The 17,009-nt window shown below is 62.0% G+C and carries 18 protein-coding genes; 8 read left to right on the top strand and 10 right to left on the bottom strand.

Annotation, left to right across the window (positions count from 1 at the left end; genetic code table 11):
* Positions 1 to 54 precede the first annotated feature (54 nt).
* A complete protein-coding gene (queC, locus tag SFY93_RS18695) occupies positions 55 to 771 on the top strand; it encodes a 7-cyano-7-deazaguanine synthase QueC (RefSeq protein ID WP_320444167.1) in 717 nt (238 codons plus the stop codon).
* Here queC and SFY93_RS18690 read toward each other — a convergent pair.
* Together SFY93_RS18690 and SFY93_RS18685 are read right to left on the bottom strand one after the other, a co-directional pair.
* Entirely contained in the window at positions 768 to 1,667 is a 900-nt protein-coding gene (locus SFY93_RS18690) for a dihydrodipicolinate synthase family protein (protein ID WP_320444166.1), read from the bottom strand. The two genes, queC and SFY93_RS18690, sit on opposite strands and share 4 nt — an antisense overlap.
* A gap of 89 nt (positions 1,668 to 1,756) precedes the next feature.
* Positions 1,757 to 2,521 carry an SDR family NAD(P)-dependent oxidoreductase gene (locus tag SFY93_RS18685; protein WP_320444165.1) on the bottom strand — a complete coding sequence of 255 codons (765 nt, stop codon included), beginning with the start codon at positions 2,519 to 2,521 and terminating at the stop codon, positions 1,757 to 1,759.
* A gap of 302 nt (positions 2,522 to 2,823) precedes the next feature.
* Between SFY93_RS18685 and SFY93_RS18680 the strand changes: the two genes are divergently transcribed.
* From SFY93_RS18680 to SFY93_RS18665, 4 genes are all read left to right on the top strand, one after another.
* Entirely contained in the window at positions 2,824 to 3,573 is a 750-nt protein-coding gene (locus tag SFY93_RS18680) for a FadR/GntR family transcriptional regulator (RefSeq protein ID WP_320444164.1), read from the top strand.
* A 13-nt stretch (positions 3,574 to 3,586) separates the two neighbouring features.
* On the top strand, positions 3,587 to 5,014 hold the full coding sequence (locus SFY93_RS18675) for an FAD-binding oxidoreductase (RefSeq protein WP_320444163.1): 1,428 nt from the start codon (positions 3,587 to 3,589) through the stop codon (positions 5,012 to 5,014).
* Between the two features lie 67 nt (positions 5,015 to 5,081).
* Positions 5,082 to 6,059: a Bug family tripartite tricarboxylate transporter substrate binding protein gene (locus tag SFY93_RS18670; RefSeq protein ID WP_320444162.1), complete on the top strand. Its 978-nt coding sequence runs from the start codon at positions 5,082 to 5,084 to the stop codon at positions 6,057 to 6,059.
* A gap of 107 nt (positions 6,060 to 6,166) precedes the next feature.
* Positions 6,167 to 7,144: a Bug family tripartite tricarboxylate transporter substrate binding protein gene (locus tag SFY93_RS18665; RefSeq protein WP_320444161.1), complete on the top strand. Its 978-nt coding sequence runs from the start codon at positions 6,167 to 6,169 to the stop codon at positions 7,142 to 7,144.
* Between the two features lie 37 nt (positions 7,145 to 7,181).
* Here the strand turns inward: SFY93_RS18665 and SFY93_RS18660 are convergent, their stop codons facing one another.
* The 5 genes from SFY93_RS18660 to SFY93_RS18640 are packed head-to-tail and all read right to left on the bottom strand — an operon-like array spanning position 7,182 to position 11,361.
* Entirely contained in the window at positions 7,182 to 7,877 is a 696-nt protein-coding gene (locus tag SFY93_RS18660) for a NapC/NirT family cytochrome c (protein WP_320444160.1), read from the bottom strand.
* Between the two features lie 5 nt (positions 7,878 to 7,882).
* On the bottom strand, positions 7,883 to 8,377 hold the full coding sequence (locus SFY93_RS18655) for a nitrate reductase cytochrome c-type subunit (RefSeq protein ID WP_175369017.1): 495 nt from the start codon (positions 8,375 to 8,377) through the stop codon (positions 7,883 to 7,885).
* Positions 8,350 to 10,845 (bottom strand): periplasmic nitrate reductase subunit alpha, encoded by a 2,496-nt coding sequence (gene napA / locus SFY93_RS18650; RefSeq protein WP_320444159.1) that lies wholly within the window; start codon positions 10,843 to 10,845, stop codon positions 8,350 to 8,352. Before napA ends, SFY93_RS18655 begins: the two co-directional genes overlap by 28 nt.
* Positions 10,846 to 10,857: 12 nt before the next feature.
* Positions 10,858 to 11,154: a chaperone NapD gene (locus SFY93_RS18645; RefSeq protein WP_120289713.1), complete on the bottom strand. Its 297-nt coding sequence runs from the start codon at positions 11,152 to 11,154 to the stop codon at positions 10,858 to 10,860.
* Positions 11,155 to 11,163: 9 nt separating this feature from the next.
* Positions 11,164 to 11,361, bottom strand: coding sequence for a nitrate reductase (locus SFY93_RS18640; RefSeq protein ID WP_320444158.1), 198 nt, complete (start codon positions 11,359 to 11,361; stop codon positions 11,164 to 11,166).
* Between the two features lie 209 nt (positions 11,362 to 11,570).
* Between SFY93_RS18640 and SFY93_RS18635 the strand changes: the two genes are divergently transcribed.
* Complete coding sequence (locus SFY93_RS18635) at positions 11,571 to 12,314, top strand: Crp/Fnr family transcriptional regulator (protein ID WP_175369020.1); 744 nt, start codon at positions 11,571 to 11,573, stop codon at positions 12,312 to 12,314.
* A gap of 5 nt (positions 12,315 to 12,319) precedes the next feature.
* Here SFY93_RS18635 and nthB read toward each other — a convergent pair whose 3' ends face one another.
* Positions 12,320 to 12,979, bottom strand: a complete 660-nt coding sequence (gene nthB, locus SFY93_RS18630) for a nitrile hydratase subunit beta (protein ID WP_320444157.1) — start codon at positions 12,977 to 12,979, stop codon at positions 12,320 to 12,322.
* The gene (gene nthA, locus SFY93_RS18625; RefSeq protein WP_320444156.1) at positions 12,976 to 13,602 is read right to left on the bottom strand and encodes a nitrile hydratase subunit alpha; all 627 of its coding nucleotides are present in this window, start codon (positions 13,600 to 13,602) and stop codon (positions 12,976 to 12,978) included. The genes nthB and nthA overlap by 4 nt, the downstream gene beginning before the upstream one ends.
* 66 nt (positions 13,603 to 13,668) lie before the next feature.
* On the opposite strand from nthA, the gene SFY93_RS18620 reads away from it, so the two are divergent.
* A complete protein-coding gene (locus SFY93_RS18620; RefSeq protein ID WP_320444155.1) occupies positions 13,669 to 14,427 on the top strand; it encodes a PA4824 family protein in 759 nt (252 codons plus the stop codon).
* A 124-nt stretch (positions 14,428 to 14,551) separates the two neighbouring features.
* Positions 14,552 to 15,838 carry a serine hydrolase domain-containing protein gene (locus SFY93_RS18615; protein WP_320444154.1) on the top strand — a complete coding sequence of 429 codons (1,287 nt, stop codon included), beginning with the start codon at positions 14,552 to 14,554 and terminating at the stop codon, positions 15,836 to 15,838.
* Positions 15,839 to 16,038: 200 nt separating this feature from the next.
* On the opposite strand, the gene SFY93_RS18610 is transcribed toward SFY93_RS18615, so the two are convergent.
* Positions 16,039 to 16,929, bottom strand: a complete 891-nt coding sequence (locus SFY93_RS18610) for an SDR family oxidoreductase (RefSeq protein ID WP_320444153.1) — start codon at positions 16,927 to 16,929, stop codon at positions 16,039 to 16,041.
* Between the last annotated feature and the right edge of the window lie 80 nt (positions 16,930 to 17,009).

Below are 17,009 nucleotides of genomic sequence, written 5' to 3'. Positions count from 1 at the left end.
ATGCCCGGTTTTGCCTGTCTTTCACACAGGGCTACAGAGTGCTATCTGCAGCCGATGAGCGACACTTTCCCAGATCAAACCGCGCTGGTGCTGTTCTCCGGCGGCCAGGATTCCGCAACCTGTCTGGCCTGGGCGCTGGCGCGCTTCAAGCGCGTCGAGATGCTCGGCTTCGCTTACGGCCAGCGCCACGCCATCGAACTCGACAGCCGCGACAAGCTGCTGGCGGGCGTGAACGCCTTGAATGCTGATTGGGCCACGAAACTCGGTGACAGCCACACGCTGGATATCCCGACGCTATCAGCGATCTCCGATACCGCGCTGACGCGTGACGTCGCCATCGAGATGGGGGCCGACGGCCTGCCCAATACGTTTGTGCCCGGCCGCAATCTGGTGTTCCTGACATTCGCGGCAGCGCTGGCCTATCGACGCGGCATCACCCACATCATCGGCGGCATGTGCGAGACGGATTACTCCGGCTATCCCGATTGTCGCGACGACACCATCAAGGCGCTGCAGCAGGCGCTCAATCTCGGCATGGCCAGGAATTTCACGCTGCACACGCCGCTGATGTGGCGCGACAAGGCGGCGACCTGGGCGCTGGCGCATGAGCTCGGCGGGCAGGGCCTCGTCGACCTGATCCGCGAACACTCGCACACCTGCTATCTCGGTGAGCGCGGCGCGTTACACGACTGGGGCTATGGCTGCGGCAAGTGCCCGGCCTGCGAACTACGCGCCAAAGGCTGGCGCGCGTTCGCAGCCACGGCTGTCTAGACGGACAGCGACTCGCGGACCTTGGCCGCTTCGGCAGCGCTGAGGCCCGTCAGCGGCGGACGCACCCGCAGCCAGTTGTCATTGTTGTCGCGCTTCGCCAGCAGCACCTTCAGCGAGGGAAGCTGCGCATAGCTGGACACCGCATTGCGCGCCGCGACGATACGCTCCTGCGCAGTCGCAACCTCGGCCGCCTTGGCCGGATCCTTGTAACCATTGAACACCGTGGCGAGCTCGCGGCTCACGAGGTTGGAGCTCGCCGTGATGCAGCCGGCGCCGCCCATCGGCAGCAGCTTCAACATCAGGGGATCGGCGCCGACCAGTACCGAGAAACCCGGGAAGCGATCGACGATGGCGCTCATATTGGCGAACTCGCCCGCGGAATCCTTGATACCGACTACGATCTCCGGGAAGCGCTTGCGCAACCGATCGATGACGTCGAGGGAGATCGGCACCGCCGACATCTGCGGGATGTGATAGAGCACCACGCGCAGGCGCGGATCGGCAACGCGCTCGATCACTGCCGTATAGGCATCGACGATGCCATCATCGGACACGCCCTTGTAGTAGAACGGCGGCAGCATCACCACGGCACCGACGCCATTGGCGACCGCGTGCTTCGTGAGTTCGACCGTTTCCATGATCGACGCAACGCCGGTGCCCGGCAGCAGCTTCGACGGCGCGATCCCGGATTTCACCACGGCTTCCAGCAGCGCCATGCGCTCGCGTGATGACAGCGAATTGGCTTCGCCGGTCGTACCGAGCATGGCGATGCCGGTGCAGCCGTCATCGAGCAGACGCTGGCAGTGGGAGGTGAACAGGCCCTGATCCACCGACAGGTCGGCGTTGAAGGGGGTGGTCGCGGCGCAGTAGACGCCGGTCGGGAAGGGAGCTGTCATCGTTGTGCTCTTTCGGGTGCGTGTTGCAGGAGTTCTTCTAACGAAGCGCTTTTTTTACCTCTCCCCGCAAGCAGGGAGAGGTAAATACGTTACGGCATGATCTGGCCGCCATTCACCTCAATGACCTGACCGGTGATGTAGCTGCTCATGGTCTCGTCGGCGAGGAACTGATAGGCGCCGACGCAATCCTCGGGCGTGCCGATCCGGCCCAGCGGAATGCCCTGGCGGGCGCCTTCGAGCTGCTCCGCGGTCGAATAGCGCTGGTGGAACGGCGTCATGATCACGCCCGGCGCCACTGCATTGGCGCGCACGTTGAACGGAGCCAGTTCCTTCGCCAGCACACGCGTGATGGTCGAGACAAAACCCTTGGCCGAACCATAGAGGCCGGCGCCGCCGCTGCCGCCATTGCGGGCCGCAACCGACGTCGTGTTGATGATTGAGCCTGAACGCTGCGCCTCCATGATCTTCGCGGCCTTGCGGCAGGCGAAGAACACCGAGCCGATGTTGAGATCGACCACGTCGTCATACTGCTCGTCGGTGGCGTTCGCGATGGAGGTGCGGCCGAACATAGCGCCGGCATTGTTGATCAGCACGTCGATGCGGCCGAGCTTGGCATGGGCTTCGTCGATCACGCGCGCGGCCTCAGCGCGCTCCGACACGTCGCCGCGCACAAGGTCGGCGGTGCCACCACTCGCGCGGATATTCGCGACCACTTCCTCGGCGCCTTCCGGATTGCCGTTGTAGTGCACGATCAGCTTGGCACCGAGGGCGCCGAATTTCTTCGCCACGGCAGCGCCGATGCCGGAGCTTGCGCCGATGATCACGATAGCCTTGCCGTTCAGTCCGTTGGTCACGCCTGGTCCTTTCCGATTGAGCGAGCGTTCGACCACGATTTCAGCAACCTGACAAGTTGTCAGAGATTGTGCGTTGCAGCACGGTATTTGATCAGATCATGCGATTTAACCTTTAAGTATCAATCATATAAAACCATGGCAGCCGATCTGCGCGACATTGACATGTTGACAAGTTTGCCGCCGCCTCGCATGGTCTCCGAAATTTTTTGGGCGAGGAAGTGTTTCCATGCGACGGCGCTCCCGGGCGATCGGACTGTCACACGAAACCTCCGCCATCCCTGTGAGCTGCGGTTTGACCGATCATGAAGCCGATTGATCCCTCTGAATTGCCTGAAGCGCCGCGTCCGCGCGGTGCCGCCGGTTCGCTCGTCGACAAGGTCTATGGCGAACTCGCGCAGCGCATCGCCAATGGCGACTACGCACCGGACCAGAAGCTGCCCGGCGAGCACGAACTCGCTGATATGTTCGACGTCTCCCGCCCGGTGCTGCGCGAAGCGCTCGGCCGGTTGCGCGAAGACGGCCTGATCACGTCGCGACAGGGCGCAGGCAGTTTCGTCCAGATGCGTGCGCAGCCACAGCCACTCGGCTTCGCGCGGGTGGAGACCATCGCCGACATCCAGCGCTGCTTCGAATTCCGCATCACCATGGAAGCCGATGCCGCGCATTTTGCAGCGCTCCGACGCAGCGACGACAATCTCGGCAAGATGGAAGCCGCCCTCGGCCTGCTGCGCGAGGCGACGAAGAAGCGCAAGCATCGCGAAGACGCTGACTATGCTTTTCATCTCGCCGTGTCCGAGGCGACCAACAACCACTATTTCGCGACCTCGCTGAACGCCCTCAAGGACCACGTCGCTGTCGGCATGAAGCTGCACGGCCTGTCGCTGATGGGCCCGCGGCCCGGCCTCGAACAGGTGTTCGAGGAACACAGCAGTATTTTTGAAGCTATCCGTGATCGCGACGCCGAGGCAGCGCGCACGGCCATGCGTCTCCATCTCGAAACGTCGCGCGACCGCCTGTTCGAAGGCCGTCTGCTCGATCTCTCGTTCCGGTGACGGGGAGAGTGAATTGACTGACCATACCGCATTTCTTGCAACGCTGGCCGGCATCGTCGGCGACCGACACCTGATCGGTCCCGGCGGCGATTTCGAACCCTATGTGGTGGACTGGCGCGGCCGCTATCACGGCAAGGCGCTGGCCGTCGTGAAGCCTGGCTCGACGCAGGAAGTCTCTTCCATCGTCAAGGCTTGCGCGGCCGCCGGCATCGCCATCGTACCCCAGGGCGGCAATACCGGCATGTGCGGCGCGGCGACCCCGCTCGGCGAGCGCACCATGATTGTGCTGCGTCTCGATCGCCTCAACAAGATCCGCAGTGTCAGCCGTCTCGGCGATTCCATCGCCGTCGACGCCGGCTGCATCCTCGCCGACATCCAGAAGGCAGCGGACGATATCGACCGCCTGTTTCCGCTCAGCCTTGGCGCTGAAGGTTCGTGCCAGATCGGCGGCAATCTTTCCACCAATGCCGGCGGCACCGCGGTGCTGCGCTATGGCACCACACGCGAACTCGCGCTCGGCCTCGAAGTCGTCCTGCCCGATGGCGAGATCCTCGACGGCATGACGGCCCTGCGCAAGGACTCCACGGGCTTTGACACCAAGCAGCTCTTCATCGGCGCCGAAGGTACGCTCGGCATTATCACCGGCGCAGTGCTGAAGCTGTTTCCGAAGCCGCGGGCGAGGGCAGTGTCCTTCGCCAAGCTGAACAGTATCGACGCGGTACTCGACCTGCTCGCGCAGGCACGTACCGAACTCGGTGACCGCATCGGCGCCTTCGAGGTGATGTCGCGCGGCCAGATCGAGGTGATCGCCGAAAACCTGCCGCTGGTGAACATCCCGTTCGAGCTGGATACGCCGTGGTATGTGCTGATCGAACTCGTCGATACGCTGGTGTCGGTCGATCTGAATGCAGCGCTCGAAGCGTTGCTCAGCAATGCCTATGAGCGCGAGCTGGTCACCGATGCGCTGGTCGCCTCCACCGAGACGCAGGCCGCAGCGTTCTGGAAGATCCGTCACAGCGTATCGGAAGGCAGCAAAAAGGCTGGTTACGTCATCTCGCATGACAGCGCCGTGCCCTTGTCGCAGCAGGCGACCTTCGTCACGCAGGTGGAGAAGCGCATCGCTGCCTATCGGCCTGATGCACGTATCGTGATGCACGGCCATATCGGCGACGGCAACATCCACATCCTCGCGATCATTCCCGGCCTCGAGCAGAACCAGAAGGATCAGATCCAGGACACGATCCGCGGCATCAACAGCATCGTCGATGAAGAGACCGTCGCGCTCGGCGGCAGCATCAGTGCCGAGCACGGCATCGGCATCGCCAATCGCGAACGGCTTGCACGCGTCACCAAGCCGACCGAGCTGCGGCTCTTGCGCAGCGTCAAGCAGATGCTCGATCCGAACGACATCATGAATCCCGGAAAAGTGCTGCCTGCCTAGGCGCGTGTGCGCTGGCATCCGCTTGTTTCGAACGACTTCAGATCATCAATTCAGAAGGGAAACACCAATGAGAATGACATCGATCCTGATGGCGGCCTGTGTCGCCTTGGGCGCCGTCGGGCAGGCGGGCGCGCAGGACGCAAAATATCCGACCAAGCCGATCACCATCGTCGTGCCCTTCGCGGCCGGCGGCACCGTGGACATTATCGCGCGCATGGTCTCGGAGAATTTGCAGAAGAAACTCGGCGCTACCGTGCTGGTCGAAAATATGGGCGGCGCCGGCGGCAATATCGGCGTCAACCGTGTCGCCAAGGCGCAGCCTGATGGCTACACGATCGGCCTCGCCAGCACATCGCCGCTGGCGATCGCGCCCTCGCTCTATGGCAGCAAGCTTCAGTTCCAGCCGGAGAAGGATCTGGTGGCTTTCGCGCAAGTGAGCATCGTGCCTAACGTGCTGGTGGTGAATCCCGATCGCATCAAGGCCCGCACGGTGCCGGAGTTGATCGAATACATGAAGGCCAATCCAGACAAGGTGACGTTCGGCTCGGCCGGACCAGGCACGTCGCAGCATCTTGCCGGCGAGCTGTTCCAGCAGATGACCGGCACCAAGATGGTTCACGTGCCCTACAAGGGCTCAAGCCAGATGGTCACCGACCTGATCTCGGGTCAGATCGACATCGCTTTCGACAATGTCCCGCTGCTGCTGCCGCATGTGGCCGGCGGCAAGCTGGCGATGCTCGCTACGGCAACGCCGAAGCGCGCCGAGTTCGATGCGAATGTCCCGGCCGTCGCCGAATTCCTACCGGGCTTCGAGGCTGTCGCATGGCACGGCTTCATCGCGCCGGCGGCAACGCCGAAGCCGATCGTCGACAAGCTGTCGGCGGAAATCCGCGACTTCATGAGCCTGCCGGAGACGAAGAAGAAGATGGCCGAACTCGGCGCGGTGGCTGTCGCCATTCCGCAGGATGAGTTCACCAAATACATCGCCAGCGAGACCTTGCGCTGGAAGGGTGTGATGGAGAAGGCCAACGTCACGATGAACTAGGCGACCGCGCAGGTGGTGACGACGTCACATTCGTCACCACCTGCGCTATCGAGCGTCCACCAAAGGACGCCGACGATCAAAATAGAAAACACATGGAGGAATGTTCAATGAGACTTCGTTCAATCCTGATGGCTGCCTGCCTGACGCTCGGCACGCTCACGCAAGCGACGGCCCAGGACGCGAATTACCCGAGCCGCCCGATCACCAGCATTGTTCCGTTTGCCGCCGGCGGCACCGCCGATATCTTTGCGCGCATGGTGTCGGAGCATCTGCAGAAGAAGATGGGCGCCACGGTCATCATCGAGAATGTCGGCGGCGCCGGCAGTATCATCGGCGTCACCCGCGTCGCGCGCGCGGCGCCCGACGGCTACACGGTCGGCCTTGCCAGCACCTCGGCGCTGTCGATCAATCCGACGCTGTATGGCGCAAAACTGTCCTACAATCCCGAAAAGGATCTCGTGCCGATCGCGCAGATCAGCATGGTGCCGAATGTCCTGGTGGTGAACCCGACCAGGATCGCGGCGCGCACGGTGCCGGACCTGATCGCCTATATCAAAGCCAATCCCGACAAGGTGACATTCGGTTCGGCCGGCGTCGGCACCACGCAGCATCTTGCCGGCGAACTGTTCCAGCAGATGACCGGCACCAAGATGGTGCACGTGCCCTACAAGGGCTCGAGCCAGATGGTTACGGACTTGCTGAGCGGCCAGATCGATATCGCCTTCGACAACGTGCCGCTGCTGCTGCCGCATGCGGCGGCCGGCAAGCTCGCGATGCTGGCGACGGCCTCGCCGAAACGCGCCGAGTTCGATCCGAACCTGCCGGCGGTGTCCGAATTCCTTCCGGGTTTCGAGGCCGTCGCCTGGCACGGCTTCATGGCACCGGCCGGAACGCCGAAAGCCATCACCGACAGACTGTCGGTCTCGATCCGCGAATTCATGCAGCAGCCGGAGACAAAGAAGAAGATGTCCGAGCTCGGCGCCGTCGCCGTGGCGGTCCCGCCGGATGAATTCGCCAAATACATCACCAGCGAAACGCAGCGCTGGAAGGGCGTGATCGAGAAGGCCAACATCACGATGAACTGAGCTGTGCCGTAGGGTGGGTCAGCTTCGCTCATTCACCCTACGGCTGCGTCTCCTTCACCGATGCCAGATAGCGCGACAACCGATCCGCATCGGGCGTGTGGTGGCTATGGCGGTCGCGAAGTTCGGCCGGGGCGCTCCAGCCGGGCTCGATCCCGGACATGTCAGGCAATTCATGCGCGATGCCCTTGTGGCAATCGATACAGGTGCGCTCGCCGGTGACGAGGAACTTGGCATGGATCGCCGCCGCGCGGGGCGCCTGTTTGGCGAAATCCATTGCGATCGCCGAGTGGCAGTTGCGGCACTCCAGCGAGTCATTGGCCTTCAGGCGCGCCCATTCATGTTTGGCAAGCTCCAGACGCATGTCGAGGAACTTCTCGCGCGTCGAGATCGTGCCGAAAATCTTACCCCACACTTCCTTCGACGCCTGCATCTTGCGCGCGATCTTGTCGGTCCAGTTATGCGGCACGTGACAGTCCGGGCAGGTGGCACGCACGCCGGACCGATTGGCAAAATGCGGCGTTCGCTGCAGCTCCTGATACACGTTGTCACGCATCTCATGGCAGCCGGTGCAGAATTTCTCGGTATTGGTGACTTCCAGCGCCGTATTGAAGCCGCCCCAGAAAATCACGCCACCGAGGAAGCCGCCCAGCGCCAGAACGCCAAGACTGATATGCGTGGCCGGTCGGCTGGCGATACGCCAGAACCACAGAAACTTGGATATCAACCACTTCATGGCGCTCACCTGCCGGATGCCTTCATGTCGGTGAAGGTGTTCGGGACGAGCGGACGCGCATCGGTTTGCGGCACGTGGCAGGCCGTGCAGAAATAGCGTCGCGGTGTCACATCGGCGAGCATCTGGCCGTCGCGATCCATGAAATGCGTAATGCTGATCATCGGCGCACCGGAGCCTTCGGTATATTCGCGGCGATGGCATTCAAGACAGCGATTAGCTCGCAGCGTGAGCTGATAGTTCTCGATCGAATGCGGAATGACCGGAGGCTGCTCCGGATAGTTCCGCATCACGCGCTTGTCGTCGGTGACGGGCCGCGGGAAGGGCGGCGCAGGAACGTCGCCCATCGGCTGCGCTGCGCCGGTGACGCGCGGCACGATCCGTGGCGTTGTCTGGACAGACTGCGCGTAGATCGCACCGGACACCAGCACCATGGCGCCGGCGATGATTGCCGCGATGACCGTCTTCATCGCACTTAAACGGAAACGATCTTGACCGCGCATTTCTTGAAGTCCGCCTGTTTGGAGATCGGGTCGGTTGCATCCAGCGTGACCTTGTTGATCAGCTGGCTGGCATCGAACCACGGCACGAACACCACGCCGCGGGGCATGCGGTTGCGTCCGGTCGTGTCAACGCGCGTGCGGATCTCACCGCGCCGCGACATCAGCCGGATTTCGGCGCCCTGGTTCAAGCCGCGTGCGCGCGCGTCTTCGGCATGCATGAAGCAGCGCGCGCCGGGAAACGCCTTGTAGAGTTCGGGGACGCGCATGGTCATCGAACCGGAGTGCCAGTGCTCCAGCACACGGCCGGTCACCAGCCAGAGATCGAACTCAGCATCGGGCGACTCGGCCGGCGGCTCATAGGGCACCGCGATGATGCGCGCGCGTCCGTCCGGGTTGCCGTAGAATTCGATCTTCTTGCCCGGTTTGACGTAGGGATCGAGACCTTCGCGGTAGCGCCACTTGGTCTCCTTGCCATTGACCACCGGCCAACGCAATCCGCGCACCTCATGATAGGTGTCCCAAGGGGCGAGGTCGTGGCCATGGCCGCGGCCGAACGTGGCATATTCCTCGAACAGCCCCTTCTGCACATAGAAACCGAAGTCCTTGGACTCGTGGTTTTCATAGTCAGCGGGGATTTCGCCGACGGGAAATTTGTCGACCTCGCCGTTGCGATACAGCACGTCGAACAACGTCTTGCCCTTGTAGTTCGGATTGGCGTCGAGGAGGGCGGCGGGCCACACTTCGTCCGTCGTGAACCGCTTCGAGAATTCCATCAGCTGCCAGAGATCCGAGCGCGCCTGGCCGGGCGCATTGACCAGCTGGCGCCAGACATGGGTGCGTCGTTCGGCATTGCCGTAGGCGCCTTCCTTCTCGACCCACATCGCCGCCGGCAACACGCAATCGGCGGACATCGCCGTCACCGTCGGATAGGCATCCGATACGACGATGAAGTTGGCGGGGTTGCGATAGCCCGGATATGTCTCACCCGAACTGTTGGGCGCCGCCTGCACGTTGTTGTTCACCTGAACCCAGTAGAAGTTCAGCTTGCCGTCATGCAACATGCGGTCCTGCTCGACGGCGTGATAACCGATCTTGTCGGGCATGAGGCCATGCGGCACGCGCCAGATTTCTTCAGCGTGCTTGCGGTGCTCCGGGTTGGTTACCACCATGTCGGCGGGGAGGCGGTGCGCGAAGGTGCCGACCTCGCGCGCCGTGCCGCAGGCCGATGGCTGTCCCGTCAGCGAGAACGGCGAGTTGCCGGGCTCAGAGATTTTGCCGGTCAGCAGATGGATGTTGTAGACGAGCTGATTGGCCCAGACGCCGCGGACATGCTGGTTGAATCCCATGGTCCAGAGCGACATCACCTTGCGCTTCGGATCGGCATAGAGCTCGGCGAGTTCCAGCAGAAAGCCGGGCTCGACACCGGTCAGCTTCGACACCTTCTCGAGCGAATAGTCCTTCACGAATTCGGCGTAGGCCGCGAAATCGATTGGCGTCGTCGCTGCGGCCGTGGCTGCGCCCTTGGCTTTCTTCTCCAGTGGATGTTCGGGACGCAACCCGTAGCCGATGTCCGTCGTGCCCTTCACGAACGTCGTATGGTTGTTGACGAATTCGGTGTTCACGCGACCAGTCGAGATAATGTGGTTGGCGATGAAGTTGAGAATGGCAAGATCAGTGCCCGGCTTGAACACGATCGGGATGTCGGCAAGGTCAGAGCTGCGATGCGTGAAGGTCGAGAGCACCGCGACTTTCACATGCGGATGACCAAGGCGGCGATCGGTGAGGCGCGTCCACAGGATCGGATGCATCTCGGCCATGTTCGAGCCCCACAGCACGAAGGCATCGGCGGCCTCGAAGTCATCATAGCATCCCATCGGCTCGTCCATGCCGAAGGTGCGCATGAAAGCCACGGCCGCGGACGCCATGCAATGCCGTGCATTGGGATCGAGATTGTTGGAGCGGAAACCCGCGCGCATCAGCTTGGTCGCGGCATAACCTTCGAGGATCGTCCACTGACCCGATCCGAACATGCCGATTGCAGTCGGTCCTTTTTCTTTCAGCGTCGCTTTGGCGCGCTGCGCCATGGTGTCGAATGCTTCGTCCCAGCTCACCGGCGTGAGTTCGCCGTTCTTGTCGAACACGCCGTTCTTCTTGCGGAGGAGGGGCGTGGTCAGGCGGTCGGCGCCGTACATAATCTTGGAGAGGAAGTAGCCCTTGATGCAGTTCAGGCCGCGGTTTACTTCTGCCAGCGTGTCGCCATGGGTGGCGACGACCTTGTTGTCCTTGACGCCGACCATGACGCCACAACCTGTGCCGCAGAACCGGCACGGCGCCTTCGACCATTTAATGGACAGCGACCCGACGCCGCCGGCAATCGACTGAGCGGCCGCCGGAACGTTGATGCCAGCCGCCGCTGCAGCGATGGCTGCTGCCTGAGCCTTGAGTAGATCACGCCGCGAAAGGGGCATTTCGTCGTTCTCCTAGTCGAGACGCTGTTCGAAGACCATGTTGGCCGAGAGCACGCCCGGCCACGATGAGATGTCTGCGAGCATCGCACCTAGTGCGCCGCTGCCTGGCCCTTCGAGGACCGCCACGAGTTTGGAGGCCGTGCGGTGATGTATCTCGACACCGGGAAGGCTCGACAACCGCGCAGATACCGCGTCGATATGGGCCGGAAGCACCGACACGACGGCGCTGGAGATGTGCTCATTGTCGTGCGCGGACGCGCCGGCGGTCGCGCCGGTCAACAGAGCGCGTCTGGTGAGTTTGTCTGTCATGTGAAAGTCCTAGTGAAGCAGAGGCGGGCCGGGCGGCCCGAAAATCATCTGGGTCATCCAGACCAAAAAGCCGTAACCGCCGACCACGCCCACCGCGACGACGGGCCAGATGAGAACGACGATCATGAGAAAGACGAGCAACTCCGACATGCGGCTGTTGCGTCTTTGAGCCTCTGCAGGCTGAGCGATATTCTGGTCCGTCACCATACGCTCACCCTTCGGTTTGCGGCCATATGCCTGGAGAAGAAGCGAGATTCGCCTAGAGCGAGGGCAATATGCCTGCTGCAGCGCCCACCTTCTTTGCGCTGGATCAAACAACAAACTCTGCGGAGGATTTATTTGATATCGTTGTTCTGATCGCGATGTCGTCGTGCAGAGCCGCTCGCATCAGAATCTTTGATGACAGTTTTATTTGATTGCGACAGCTGCTCGGCGAAATCGCTCGTTCCGGAAGGCGAGCAATGGATCGTGAGATGTGCAATTCGTTTGGTCAAACGCCGCTTTTTGCGGGCCTGGACGAGGGCGCACGCGGCATCGTCATCGAAGCTGGCAGAAAGCACGTTCTGGATTGCGGTTGTTCGCTCTGGCAACAGGGCGACGTACCGGCGATAATCGCTGTGGTCATCGATGGTCAGCTCAAGAAGACAATGATCGATGCGCATGGCGCGCAGAAAACGCTGCAATTCATGCGACGCGGCGATCTCGCCGGAGCCGCATCGATGTTCGGCAATTTTTCTCGCCCGACAACCCTGCGCGCGACAGTCGCGACCGAACTGCTGTGCTGGTCCGCCGATCGCTTCAGCGGACTGATGCATGTTGTCCCGCAGCTCGCGATCAATGTCCTCGGTATCGTCGGACGGCAAACCGATCATCTGCTGCGCCGTCTTCACGAGGCAACGAGTGAGAATGCCGATCGACGTATCGCACGGATCGTTCTGCGCCTGGTGCGGGAAGGAGATCCGGATGGTGAGTGCGTTCCGATCGAACTGAGGATCTCGCGCCAGGAACTGGCCGAACTCAGCGACACCACGCTGTTCACGGTCAGCCGCACCGTTTCGGCCTGGAACCGGATGTTGATCCTGAAAGCCGGTCGCGGCCGCTTGACGGTCATCGATCCCGCCAGACTCGCGGGCCTGGCGGGCGACGTACGGGCGCACTGAGGCAATTACGCCGGGGCGAGATATGGCTCGAACGCCTCGACCGACACTTTCAGCGTCGGATCGCCATCGGGTCCCCACAGTTCGGCGCCGTCGAACACGACGGTATAAAGCCACTGCGGATTTTCGCCTTGGTCATGCGCCGCAGTGTCGGGATAGACATGGGCGCCGTGTATGCGCTCGATCACGCCGACATGACCGCGGACATAGCGCGGCAGGCGCGTATGGGTGGTCGGATGGATGTTCTTCATCCGCACGCGATCGCCGATCGCGAATGCGGCAGGCGCCGAAGCAGGGCGCGTGAACGAGCCGCGGGTCAACACGCGCTCGACACTATCAACGGTGAAGTTGCCGCGCTTCAGCGGTTTCGGCGGCACGGATGCGTGGCCGGCCTTGATCTCATCGGCAGCGAGGAAGCCACGCTCAACCAGCATATCCTCAAGGCCGAGAAACCATTTCTTGTAGTAGCTGCTGGAGAGATAGACGTCCGGCGGCAGCGTTTCGCGGTAGAAGCGCGAGGCGTCGATGTTGAAGGCGCCTGCCGCACCCATAGCCCGCACCATGGCCAGCACGCGGGATTCCCACTCCGCATGAAACATCGGCTCGTTCGGTTCCGGCTCGACCTTGCCGAAACCGTCCATGCCGCCCATGTCGTGGACGCCGTTCATGATGGCGCTCCCGGCGTCAGGACGAGACCGGTGCCGATCATGGAGTCGCGCGTGACCAGTTCGGCCAGTTGTTCTTCGCTCCAGCCCTCGGTGCCTGCAGGACGCATCGGCAACACCAGGAAACGCGTTTCAGCCGTCGAGTCCCAGACGCGGATTTCCGTGTCATTCGGGATTGTGAAGCCGAAGTCTGCCAGCACGCCGCGCGGATCCTTGACGGCGCGGGAGCGGTAGGGCGCGGCCTTGTACCAGACCGGGGGCAAGCCGAGCATTTCCCAAGGGTAACAGGAGCACAGCGTGCACACGACCATGTTATGGCGCTCGGGCGTGTTCTCGACCACCACGAGATGATCGCCGGTGCGGCTGACATGGCCAAGCGTGCCGACTGCCGCTGAGCCATCGGCCAGTAGCGCCGCCTTGAAGGCCGGATCGGTCCAGGCTTTCGCGACCACCAAGGCGCCGTTATGCGGGCCGATCTTGGTCTCATAGGCCTGGATCATCGCGTCCAGCGCCGCTGGATCGATATAGCCTTTCTCGGTCAGAATGGTCTCGAGTGCACGGACGCGCAGCTCGGTCTCCGACAATTCGGAATGATCGTGGTCGTGGTCATGATGGTGTTCGCTCATGCCAAACAGGATAAGCGAGGCGCGATTGTTCTGTCGAGGATTTCGGGACTCAGCTAGTCCTGCGACATGGCTGCTCCTCATTATCGCGCGCTGACGCTGTTCGGTTTTGTTCTGGTCGCGCTGCTGGTGGCGGGCGGCCACGCGGAGGCGGCCAATGGCGCCTATGCGGTCGATGCGGCCGATATTTCGGACCTCGGCTCCTGCAAGGTCGAGAGCTGGTATTCGATGGCCACCAACAGCGACTTTGCGGCGGTGGCCAATCCGTCCTGTGTCGTTGAGATTACGCGTCCGGTCGAACTCAGCGTGCTCACCAATCACAGCCGCTCCGATGGCGAGTTCAGCACCACTCTGGCGCCCAAGGCGAAGATCAACATCGAACCGACGGGCATCGGAAAATTCGGCGTATCGGCGCTGGCCAGCGGCACATTCGACGCCGTGACCGGCCAGAACACAGCGGTGTTTGCGGAGATTCCGGCGACCTATCGCTTTTCCGAAACCACACGCATCAATCTCAATGCCGGCTGGCTGTGGGATCGCGTGATCGATCGCCACTACTTCACCTACGGCGTCGGCTTCGACTGGAAGTTCACCGACGTGCTGGAATACACCGTCGAATTATACGGGCAGGCGGGTCGCGCCGAATTCGCCAGCGTGATCCAGCCACGCATCCAGACCGGCGTGCGCTATCGGCCCAACGACATCTTCTCGGTCGACGTGATCTATGGCCGCAACATCACCGGGGAGAATTCCAACTGGATCACTTTGGGCACCACGATCCGGTTTCCGCCGCCCGGAAGCGTGAGCAAACCCGACGCGCATTTGTGATTCACCTGGGGCCGGCAATCGCTGTAAAATCGCGATATCGGCAAATTGCGTGATTTTCCGACAAGCATCTGAAATATCTCGATGTTAACGTCCGGCCGTGTTCAAGCCGGCTTGCGGAAATCCAGTGTCAATCTTGCGACGATCTTGCGACTTCCTGTCCGTCCTCACCATCGCCGCAGCGCTGGTCACGCCCGCATTGGCAGGCACCAGCCTGCTGACCGACAAGCCTGACCTCAGCAGCTTTTCGCAGGACGGCCTGAACCGCGTCTCCGACATGCTCGACCGGGAAGTCGGCCAAGGGCATCTCGCCGGCGCGATCATGTTGATCCAGCACCGTGGCAAGCCGGTCTACTATGAAGGTTTCGGCGTCCGCGATCCGCAGACCATGGCGCCGATGACGACGGATACGATCTTCCGGCTCTATTCGATGTCCAAGCCGGTGACATCGGTCGCGGCAATGATTTTGGTCGAGCAGGGCAAGCTCAGGCTCGATGATCCCATCGCCAAATACATTCCGGCCTACGCGCATCCGCAGGTCGCGACCGAGCGCACGGATGCCAGCGGCAAACCCTATCTCGACTTCACACCGGCGCTGAAGCCCATCACCGTGCTCGACCTGATGCGGCAGTCGTCCGGCATCAGTTCGGCCTTCACCAATCTCGGGCTGATCACGCAGCTTTATCTCGATGCAGGCCTGTTCGACGGCGATTTCGACAATGCCGATTTCGCGGCGCGGCTTGCGAAACTGCCGCTGGCCTATCAGCCAGCCACAGTCTGGGACTACGGCCATTCGACCGATTTGCTCGGCCGCGTCATCGAGATCGCATCAGGCCAGTCGCTGTACGATTTTCAGAAGCAGTATCTGTTCGATCCGCTGGGCATGACCGACACCGGCTACTACGTGCTCGATCCCGCCAAAGCGCCGCGCATTGCGCAGCCGATGCCAACTGACCGCATCATCGGCAACGAGACCATCAGCGATCCCACGCTGAAGCGGAAATGGGAATCCGGAGGAGGCGGCCTCGTCTCGACCACGGGCGATTACGCGCGCTTCCTGCAGATGCTGATCAATGGCGGCGCGCTCGACGGCGTCCGAATCCTCAAGCCCGAGTCGGTCCAGCTGATGCGCCAGAACCAGGTCGCACCGGCCAGCGATGTGAAGCCCTGGGCCTATTACTATCCCGGCGCCGGTTTCGGTTACGGCCTCGGCTTCGGCGTCCGCACCGGACCCGGCGAAGACGGCGTGCCGGGTTTCGTCGGCGAGATGGCCTGGGGCGGCGCCGCCGGGACTTACTTCTGGACCTATCCGGATCAGGACATGGTGATGATCCTGATGGTGCAAACACCGACCCAGCGCGGCCGCATCCAGCCGATCCTGAAGACGCTGGTCTACGACGCGATCAGGAAATAGCGGGAGCGTGGCCGGGGTGCGGCTTTAAGAGAACTGAAACTGGGACCACACGCTAATATCTCGGATTCGCATAAGGTATATTATGGAATATATTATCCAGTAGAGATCCCAGGGACTTAGCTCAAATTGTTACGATATCCGGTTGACCAACTGTCATTCGAACCAATTTGTGGCCCCACGTCATTGCGGCTCATATGAACTCAACCGCCGAAATATCTGACGTGATCAAGGTCCGAGATCAATCCTGACTGCGTTGGTCGCCACCCCAACTGCCGTTGTGTCCAGTCGCTGGATGCCGGCGCATCCATCGAGGCGAAGCCTGCGAACCAGCCGAAGTGATCGGCGGCTTCGGCCGGCGATTTCGAGACGACTGGCAGGTTCAGGTGCCGACCGATGACCTCGGCAATCTCGCGGAATGCGACGCCTTGTTCGGCGCTGGCGTGATACCGAATGTCGGCGGAACCGCGCTCGAGGACGAGCCTGTAGAGGCGGGCGACGTCCAGCCGATGTGCGGCGGGCCAGCGGTTGAGACCGTCGCCGAAGTAGGCCGAGGCGCCCTTCTCCCGCGCGATATTGATCAGCATCGGCACGAAGCCATGGTCGCCATCGCCATGGACCGATGGCGGCAGCCGGACCGACGAAGTACGCACGCCGCGTGCCGCCAGACGTTCTGCGACCTGCTCCGATACGCGCGGGCTTGGCGACGCGCTCGACGGGCCCATGTCTTCGGTCGCCAGACGTCCGGGCGCGATGAAGGCCATGCCGGAAGTTACGATCAAGGGCCGCTCGGAGCCCGCCAACACATCGCCGAGCGTCTCGATCGCACGCGCGTCGATTGCGCTGTTTTCCTTGAATTTCGAGAAGTCGTGGATGAAGGCCGTATGGATCACGCCGTCTGAATTGGCAGCCCCGGAGCGCAGGCTGTCCAGATCCTCCAGATCGCCGCGATGGATCTGGGCACCAGCGTCGGCCAGCGCCTTGGCAGATGCATCCGAGCGCGCGAGACCGAGCACCTGATGACCGGCGCCGATCAATTCCTGAACCACCGCCGATCCGACAAAACCCGAAGCACCGGTAACGAAGACACGCATGTGATATTCCTCTCGTGAATGCGCGGATGTATCGGTCCTGCGGTACAGTGCGTGAAGCCGTGACGTTATACGGGTATGGC

It is taken from the genome of Tardiphaga sp. 42S5, from assembly GCF_034044155.1.
Taxonomy (GTDB): domain Bacteria; phylum Pseudomonadota; class Alphaproteobacteria; order Rhizobiales; family Xanthobacteraceae; genus Tardiphaga; species Tardiphaga robiniae.
The sequence above is the reverse complement of the archived record's forward strand: the minus strand, read 5'-3'. Positions and strand labels throughout refer to the sequence as shown.

Coding starts and splice junctions, on each gene's coding strand:
- SFY93_RS18610 (WP_320444153.1), bottom strand. CDS start 16,929: ATGCGTGTCTTCGTTACCGGTGCTTCGGGTTTTGTCGGATCGGCGGTG.
- queC (WP_320444167.1), top strand. CDS start 55: ATGAGCGACACTTTCCCAGATCAAACCGCGCTGGTGCTGTTCTCCGGC.
- SFY93_RS18655 (WP_175369017.1), bottom strand. CDS start 8,377: ATGCGCGGTCAAGATCGTTTCCGTTTAAGTGCGATGAAGACGGTCATC.
- SFY93_RS18645 (WP_120289713.1), bottom strand. CDS start 11,154: ATGACAGACAAACTCACCAGACGCGCTCTGTTGACCGGCGCGACCGCC.
- SFY93_RS18680 (WP_320444164.1), top strand. CDS start 2,824: ATGAAGCCGATTGATCCCTCTGAATTGCCTGAAGCGCCGCGTCCGCGC.
- napA (WP_320444159.1), bottom strand. CDS start 10,845: ATGCCCCTTTCGCGGCGTGATCTACTCAAGGCTCAGGCAGCAGCCATC.
- SFY93_RS18620 (WP_320444155.1), top strand. CDS start 13,669: ATGGCTGCTCCTCATTATCGCGCGCTGACGCTGTTCGGTTTTGTTCTG.
- nthB (WP_320444157.1), bottom strand. CDS start 12,979: ATGAACGGCGTCCACGACATGGGCGGCATGGACGGTTTCGGCAAGGTC.
- SFY93_RS18660 (WP_320444160.1), bottom strand. CDS start 7,877: ATGAAGTGGTTGATATCCAAGTTTCTGTGGTTCTGGCGTATCGCCAGC.
- nthA (WP_320444156.1), bottom strand. CDS start 13,602: ATGAGCGAACACCATCATGACCACGACCACGATCATTCCGAATTGTCG.
- SFY93_RS18665 (WP_320444161.1), top strand. CDS start 6,167: ATGAGACTTCGTTCAATCCTGATGGCTGCCTGCCTGACGCTCGGCACG.
- SFY93_RS18690 (WP_320444166.1), bottom strand. CDS start 1,667: ATGACAGCTCCCTTCCCGACCGGCGTCTACTGCGCCGCGACCACCCCC.
- SFY93_RS18640 (WP_320444158.1), bottom strand. CDS start 11,361: ATGGTGACGGACCAGAATATCGCTCAGCCTGCAGAGGCTCAAAGACGC.
- SFY93_RS18670 (WP_320444162.1), top strand. CDS start 5,082: ATGAGAATGACATCGATCCTGATGGCGGCCTGTGTCGCCTTGGGCGCC.